The organism is Nonomuraea sp. NPDC050691 (assembly GCF_040654455.1).
GTDB lineage: Bacteria > Actinomycetota > Actinomycetes > Streptosporangiales > Streptosporangiaceae > Nonomuraea.
In genome coordinates, this window is record NZ_JBFAIA010000291.1 from 1 (window position 1) to 6,106 (window position 6,106).

Genomic DNA, 6,106 nt, shown 5'->3' on the forward strand with positions numbered 1-6,106 from the left:
GCGTCTTCAAGCCCACCTCGCCGATGAGCGTCGGCTCGTGGATCCTCGCCGCCCAGAGCGGCCTGTCGGCCGCCGCCGCGTCCGCCGACCTGGCCGCGCTCCTGCCCGCCGCCGGAGGCGCGGCCCTGCTGGGCGCCGCCGGGGACGCGGCCCTGCTGGCCACCGCCCTGACCGGCCCGCTGACCGCCACCTACACCGCCGTCCTGATCGCCGACACGGCCGTGCCCGCCTGGCACGAGGCGTACCGGGAGCTGCCGTTCCTGTTCGCGGGCAGTGCGATGGCCGCCGCCGGCGCGGTCGCCATGCTCGGCACGCCGCGGGCCCAGGCCGGTCCCGCCAGGGCGGTGGCCGCGCTGGGAGCAGCCCTGGAGACGGCGGCGGGCGCGGTCATGGAGCGGCGGCTCGGCATGGTCGGCCGCCCGTACCGGGAGGGCCGGGCGGGCCGCCTCATGAGGGCCGCCCGCCTGCTGACGGCCGGAGGGGGGCTGCTCGCGGCCGTCGCCGGACGCAGCCGCGCCCTGACCACGCTGTCCGGCCTCGCCCTCACGGCGGGCTCCCTGTGCACACGCTTCGGCGTCCTGGAAGCGGGCCGCGCCTCGGCCGCCGACCCGGCGTACACGATCGTGCCCCAGCGCGAACGCCTGTCCGCCACCTCCTGACCAGGAACCCACAAGCACGGTCCTCACGACGGACGCGCTTCGCGTGAGTCTGCGAGGGCTCAGTGTGACGGGGATGATCGCGGCATGGCGGGCCGGCACTTCACGGATGAGTGCCAACCCTGCGCCACTCACGTGGGGCCGGTCACGAGAAGCAGGGCCGTATGATCCGCCGTTACGTCGACGACCGGCGCCGACGCTTCGTCGTCGACAGGGCCGACGTCGCCTGACCGTGCAAGAAACCTGGCCATGCAAGAAGGCAGAGAAGATGACCACACAGACCGACCGTGTCGACCACGAACTGATCCGGGCGGCGGCGCACGTCGCGGCCACACGCTGCCGGGGCGACAACCACACCATGGCGGCTGCCGCCCGCGCCCGGGACGGCCGGATCGTCACCGCGGTGAACGCCTATCACTTCACCGGAGGCCCCTGCGCGGAGCTGGTCCTGATCGGCACCGCTGCCGCCCAGGGCGCCTACGAACTGGACACCATCGTCGCCGTGGGTGACCGAGACCGGGGCGTCGTACCCCCATGTGGCCGCTGCCGCCAGGTCCTTCTCGACTACTTCCCGGCCCTCGAGGTGATCGTCGGGACAGACGACGGCCTCCGGATGGTGCCCATCTCCCACCTGCTTCCCGAGAGCTACATCTGGGCGGACCACCAGCTCGACGCTGAGGCGAGCGCAACGCTCAGCACGAGCTGAAGCCCAAGGCCGTCACCGGTACGTCGGGTGGGAGATCCAGCTCTCGGACCTTCCTTCCCGGTGGGGTGGCTCACGGAGATGCGATCGCCGAAGTGGCGCTGAGGGAACCCGAGGCCGGCCGGCACCTGTGGCGCGCCACCGCGCATTCCCACCCGTCCGGCCGGCCAGAGCCTGGAACCGGGCAGAGAACGGCGGGCCGCCATCCGGCTACTGTTGCTCCGCATGACTCACACCGAGATCGAGATCAGCGCGGAGCTGGTGCGGGATCTGCTGCGCGACCAGCACCCCGACCTCGCCGATCGTCCTTTGCGGCTCGGCGCGCGCGGCTGGGACAACCAGCTCTGGCGGCTCGGCGACGACCTCGCCGTCCGGTTGCCCTGGGCGACGAAGGACGCGGACGAGTTACTGCTCAAGGAGCACATCTGGCTGCCCGCCCTGGCTCCGCGCCTCCCGCTGCCGGTTCCGGTCCCGCAGCGCCTCGGTGAGCCCTCCGCTCTGTTTCCACGACCTTGGATCGTCACCACCTGGGTGCCGGGCGAGCCTGCCGACCGCGCTCCGATCACGCGCGCCGCGGAGGCTGCCGACGTCCTGGCCGCCTTCCTGACGGCTCTGCACCAACCCGCCCCCGAACAGGCGCCCGCCGGCCGCTTCAACCGCGGAGGGGTGCTGGCCGACTGCTCTGAAGGGTTTGCCAAGCAGTTGGCCTCGGCCACTGAGCTGGGGCTCGTCCCGGACCCGGACGCCGTCCGCGCTGTCTGGGACGACGCCGCCGCCGCGCCCGGCTGGGCAGGCCCGGCGCTTTGGCTCCACGGCGACCTGCACCCGGCCAACGTCCTCAGCGCGGACGGCGCCATCTGCGGCGTGATCGACTTCGGCGACCTCTGCGCCGGCGATCCGGCCTGCGACCTCGCCGCCGCGTGGATCCTGCTGCCGGACGGCGCCGCCGACCGCTTCCATGCCGCTTACCGGCCGGCCCCGGACGCCGCGACCCTGCGCCGCGCCCGCGGATGGGCGGTGGGACACGCCCTCAGCGGCATCCTCATCGGAGAAGCCGGCGTCCGCGGGCGCCGGGGCGGCAAGGCCACGTGGGGCCCACCCGCCCACGCCGCACTGCGGCGCCTCATCGCAACGGCCCATCACTGACCGATCGCCTCTCCGCACGCTCGGATGCCCTCGTTCCGGACCCCACGAGGCCCGGCAGGCCGAGGTCTGCCTGCCTGACGTGTCTCAACGACCTTCAGGTGACTGGCCGGCCGGTTCGCTCTCCGGCGACGTCGCGGGAGATGCCGGTGTCCCGCCCGGGTGAGTCCGTCAGGCGGCCCTGGCCTGGCGGCGGTAGCCGCCGGGGGCGATGCCGTACTCCCGCTTGAACGCCCTGGCCAGGGCGAACTCCGTGCTGTAGCCCGTGCGGGCGGCGACGGTGAGCAGCGGGACGTCGGAGTCGCGCAGGAGCTTGGCGGCCAGCGTCATGCGCCAGCGGGTCAGGTAGGCCATGGGCGGTTCGCCGACCAGGGTGGTGAATCTCCGGGCGAAGGCGGCGCGGGAGAGCCCGGACCGTACGGCCAGCGACTCGACCGTCCACGGAGCCGAGGGGGTGTCGTGGATGGCCGCCAGCGCCGGGGCGACCGCCGGGTCGCGGAGCGCGGCGGACCAGCCCTCGGCTTCGGCGGGCTGGTCCTCCAGCCAGGCGCGCAGGATGTACAGCAGCAGCGAGTCGATCAGCGCCGGCACGATGCCTTCCGAGCCGATGCGCGGATTCTCCAGCTCCGCGCCGAGCAGCTGGACCGCGGCGTTCAGCTCGGCATGGCGGCCGTGCCGTGCGCGCAGGTGGACCACCTCGGGCAGCTGCCGGACCACCGGATGCGGCCTGGCCATGTCGAGATGGTAGTTGCCGCAGAGCAGGGTGGTGCGCGGTCCGCTGTCGCCGAGCACGACCGACCCGATCGGCGGAGCCTTGGTGTAGCGCTCCGGTCCCGGCACCTCGCCCGGGGTGCTGGGATGGTCGGCCAGGACGTGGCGGGAGCCGCTGCGCAGGAACAGCACGTCGCCGACGCTCAACGGGATCGGCTCCAGGTGCGGGGCGTCCACGGGGACGAGCCAGCACGAGCCGTGCAGCACCACGTGGAAGCCGGCGCCCGCGGCGGGCGGCAGCCGCAACCCCCACGGCGCGTGACCGTCGGTGCGGACGGAGGTGGGACGTCCGGTCCGCATCGACTCCAGAGCTTCGGCCAGGATGTCCATGTCCTGCTTTATACCGTCAGGACGAGCTTTCCGCGGACCTGTCCTCCCTCCAGCACCTCGTGGGCCTTCGCGGCGTCCTCCAGCGGGAAGGTCTCCTGGACGTACGGGCGGATCGCGCCGGCGTCGACCAGCGCGGCGATGGCTTCCAGCGCCGCGTAGTCGGGCTCGACCGACACCCCCGCGAAGCGGCGCCCCGCGGCCTCCACCCGCGCCGCGAGTTCGGCGTTCCAGTGCTCCATGATGCTCACGAGCATCCCGCCGGGCTTGAGCACGGCCAGCGAGCTCACTCCCAGCGCGTTGGAGTCGAGGACGACGTCCACGTCACGGACCGCCTCGGTGAAGTCGACCGCCTGGTAGTCGATCACCTCGTCGGCGCCGAGAGAGCGGACGAACTCGTGCTTGCCCGCGCTGGCCCGCGCGATCACGTACGCGCCGCGGGCCTTGGCGATCTGCACCGCCAGGTGCCCGACGCCGCCCGCGGCGCGGTGGATCAGCACCCGGTCGCCCGGCAGGAGGCCGGCCGCGTCCACCAGCCCCTGCCACGCGGTGAGCCCGGCCAGCGGGAGGGCCGCGGCCTGGACGTGGTCGAGGGACACGGGCTTGCGGGCCACCTGGCGGGAGGGCGTGGCCACGTACTCGGCGTAGCCGGTCGCGGCGCGGGGGAAGAACGGCATGCCGTACACCTCGTCGCCCACCTTGTACCTGGCGCCGGGGGCGGCCTCCTCCACCACTCCGGAGATGTCCCAGCCGACGCCGAACGGCGGCTGACCGAGAAGCGGATAGGCGCCGGACCTCACGGCGGCGTCGACCGGGTTCACCCCGCTGGCCCGCACCCGGACCAGGACCTCGCCGGACAGCGGCTCGGGGCGTTCGGTCTCGGCGACGCGCAGGACCTCGGGGCCGCCGAAAGAACTCTGGATGACAGCACGCATGGGGGACGCTCCTCATTGGTCGGTTTGCCATGGCCAACCCTAGGAACGGCGGGCGGTGCGAAGAATGGCCTGCTGTCTTCGCCGCATACCCCGGCGTCTCACCCTGTCGTGGATGCCCGCCGCGCGGTGCGGTCAGCGCAGCCTCAGGTGCGACCCCTCGAAGGGGACGAGCTCGCCGACGACCGGCGCGCCGGGGATCTCACCGGCCACCAGCAGGCCGCCGGACGTCTGGGCGTCGGCGAGCAGCAGCAGCTCGTCCTCCCCGAAGCCGCCGGGGTCGAGCCGGGGCCGCACCCAGTCGAGGTTGCGGCGGGTGCCGCCGCTCACGTACCCGTCGCGCAGCGCCTCCCGGGCGCCCTCCAGGTACGGCACCGCCGCCACGTCCACCACCGCCGTCACCCGGCCGGCCCGGGCGAGCTTGTAGAGGTGGCCGAGCAGGCCGAACCCGGTCACGTCCGTGGCGCACTCCACCCCGGCGGCCAGGGCGGCCCGGGACGCGTCGCGGTTCAGCGCCGTCATCACGGCGACCGCCTGCTCGAACACCTCGCCCGTGGCCTTGTGCCGCGCGTTCAGCACCCCGACGCCGAGCGGCTTGGTCAGCGACAGCGGCAGCCCGGGCCGGGCGGCGTCGAGACGCAGCAGCCGCGCCGGGTCGGCCAGGCCGGTGACCGCCATGCCGTACTTCGGCTCCGGGTCGTCCACGCTGTGGCCGCCCGCGACGTGACAGCCCGCCGCCCGCGCCACGTCCAGGCCGCCGCGCAGCACCTCCGCGGCCAGCTCCAGCGGCAGCCGCCCGCGCGGCCAGCCCAGCAGGTTCACGGCCACCAGGGGCTCGCCGCCGACGGCGTACACGTCGGACAGCGCGTTGGCCGCCGCGACCCGCCCCCAGTCGTACGGGTCGTCCACCACGGGCGTGAAGAAGTCGGCGGTCGCCACCACGGCCCGGCCGCCGTCGACGCGCACCACGGCGGCGTCGTCCCCGTCGTCCAGCCCGACGAGCAGCTCACCGGCCGCGCCCGGCGGAGCTGACGGTCCCGGCGCAGCGGAAGGGCCCGGCGGACCGCCCGCGCCCGGCGGACGGGACGGGCCGGTCAGGGCGGCGACGACCGCCTCCAGCTCACCCGGCGGGATCTTGCAGGCGCAGCCCCCGCCGTGCGCGTACCGCGTCAGCCGGACCGCCTCCCGCCCCGGCGGGACCGTGGACGTCGTGCCCTCGCTCACCTCGGCCCCCTTCATGTCGGTGTGCCGCCTCGACCTCTACCCGCCCGCGGGTAGGTTCTCCCTTGGAGGCGTCTGGGCGCCTGGTGGCCCCCGCGGTCTTCAAAACCGACGAGGCCGAGGTCCTCGGCCTGGCGGGTTCGATTCCCGTCCGCCTCCGCTTATGTTCGGAGAGTGGACCCGCGAAGGCGTGTGCCCCGTACCGACGCCGTGCTCGCCGACCCGCGCCTGGCCGAGGCCGCCGGGCGGCTGGGCCGTACGGTCGTCAAGGAGGCGGTGGCGCGGGCACAGGAGCGGGCCCGGCGCGGCGAGATCGGCCCCGAGGAGGTGGCCGGCGCGGCCGTGGCGGCGCT

6 protein-coding genes, 1 tRNA gene and 1 pseudogene are annotated in these 6,106 nt (G+C 74.3%); 5 read left to right on the top strand and 3 right to left on the bottom strand.

The annotated features are described in order from the left end of the window. The 3 genes from AB0H81_RS43420 to AB0H81_RS43430 form a co-directional block, all read left to right on the top strand. Positions 1-659: polysulfide reductase (locus AB0H81_RS43420; RefSeq protein WP_358387947.1), on the top strand; the 659-nt coding region annotated here is incomplete at its 5' end. 265 nt (positions 660-924) lie between these two features. Continuing rightward, entirely contained in the window at positions 925-1,362 is a 438-nt protein-coding gene (locus tag AB0H81_RS43425; protein WP_358387950.1) for a cytidine deaminase, read from the top strand. A 222-nt stretch (positions 1,363-1,584) separates the two neighbouring features. Beyond that, the gene (locus tag AB0H81_RS43430) at positions 1,585-2,505 is read left to right on the top strand and encodes an aminoglycoside phosphotransferase family protein (RefSeq protein WP_358387953.1); all 921 of its coding nucleotides are present in this window, start codon (positions 1,585-1,587) and stop codon (positions 2,503-2,505) included. Positions 2,506-2,673: 168 nt separating this feature from the next. On the opposite strand, the gene AB0H81_RS43435 is transcribed toward AB0H81_RS43430, so the two are convergent. From AB0H81_RS43435 to selD, 3 genes are all read right to left on the bottom strand, one after another. Beyond that, positions 2,674-3,603, bottom strand: a complete 930-nt coding sequence (locus tag AB0H81_RS43435) for an AraC family transcriptional regulator (protein ID WP_358387956.1) — start codon at positions 3,601-3,603, stop codon at positions 2,674-2,676. 8 nt (positions 3,604-3,611) lie between these two features. After that, on the bottom strand, positions 3,612-4,535 hold the full coding sequence (locus AB0H81_RS43440; RefSeq protein ID WP_358387959.1) for an NADP-dependent oxidoreductase: 924 nt from the start codon (positions 4,533-4,535) through the stop codon (positions 3,612-3,614). 132 nt (positions 4,536-4,667) lie between these two features. Continuing rightward, on the bottom strand, positions 4,668-5,756 hold the full coding sequence (gene selD / locus AB0H81_RS43445; protein WP_358387961.1) for a selenide, water dikinase SelD: 1,089 nt from the start codon (positions 5,754-5,756) through the stop codon (positions 4,668-4,670). Positions 5,757-5,820: 64 nt separating this feature from the next. On the opposite strand from selD, the gene AB0H81_RS43450 reads away from it, so the two are divergent. Continuing rightward, a tRNA-Sec gene (locus AB0H81_RS43450) sits at positions 5,821-5,914 on the top strand. Between the two features lie 31 nt (positions 5,915-5,945). Then, positions 5,946-6,106: pseudogene (locus AB0H81_RS43455) on the top strand (L-seryl-tRNA(Sec) selenium transferase); the annotation flags it as partial.

Bases quoted from the DNA above. Each gene is read 5' to 3' on its own strand.
- AB0H81_RS43425 (WP_358387950.1), top strand. From the start codon at position 925: ATGACCACACAGACCGACCGTGTCGACCACGAACTGATCCGGGCGGCG.
- AB0H81_RS43430 (WP_358387953.1), top strand. From the start codon at position 1,585: ATGACTCACACCGAGATCGAGATCAGCGCGGAGCTGGTGCGGGATCTG.
- AB0H81_RS43435 (WP_358387956.1), bottom strand. From the start codon at position 3,603: ATGGACATCCTGGCCGAAGCTCTGGAGTCGATGCGGACCGGACGTCCC.
- AB0H81_RS43440 (WP_358387959.1), bottom strand. From the start codon at position 4,535: ATGCGTGCTGTCATCCAGAGTTCTTTCGGCGGCCCCGAGGTCCTGCGC.